The organism is Burkholderia sp. Bp8986, assembly GCF_003854225.1.
Taxonomy (GTDB): Bacteria; Pseudomonadota; Gammaproteobacteria; order Burkholderiales; family Burkholderiaceae; genus Burkholderia.
In genome coordinates this window covers 1-722 of sequence record NZ_QTQM01000184.1, presented here as the reverse complement: position 1 = coordinate 722, position 722 = coordinate 1, and the positions used below count along the sequence as shown (strand labels likewise).

Sequence of the window (722 nt, the reverse complement as noted above, 5' to 3'; positions counted from 1 at the left end):
GGCAAGACCGCAGTCGTCACGGGCGCCGCAAGCGGCATCGGCAAGGAAATCGCGCTGGAGCTCGCGAAAGCGGGCGCGGCCGTGGCGATCGCCGACCTGAACCAGGACGGCGCAAACGCGGTTGCCGACGAGATCGTCAAGGCAGGCGGCAAGGCGATCGGCGTCGCGATGGACGTGACCAACGAGGAAGCGGTCAACAGCGGCATCGACAAGGTGGCCGACACGTTCGGCTCGGTCGACATCCTCGTGTCGAACGCGGGCATCCAGATCGTCAACCCGATCGAGAACTACGCGTTCTCCGACTGGAAAAAGATGCAGGCGATCCACGTCGACGGCGCGTTCCTGACGACCAAGGCCGCGCTCAAGCACATGTACAAGGACGATCGCGGCGGCGTCGTGATCTACATGGGTTCGGTGCACTCGCACGAAGCGTCGCCGCTGAAGTCGGCGTACGTGACGGCCAAGCACGGGCTGCTGGGTCTGGCGCGCGTGCTGGCGAAGGAAGGCGCGAAGCACAACGTGCGCTCGCACGTCGTATGTCCGGGCTTCGTGCGCACGCCGCTGGTCGACAAGCAGATTCCGGAGCAGGCGAAGGAGCTCGGCATCAGCGAAGAGGAAGTGGTGAAGAAGGTGATGCTCGGCAACACGGTCGACGGCGTGTTCACGACGGTGCAGGACGTCGCGCAGACGGTGCTGTTCCTGTCGGCGTTCCCGAGCGCCGC

The 722-nt window shown here is 65.4% G+C and carries 1 protein-coding gene; it reads left to right on the top strand.

Annotated features, from left to right (window positions below; translation table 11 throughout):
* Positions 1–722, top strand: a 722-nt coding sequence (locus DID99_RS36790) for a 3-hydroxybutyrate dehydrogenase (RefSeq protein WP_148094721.1), incomplete at both ends; no start/stop codon positions are given.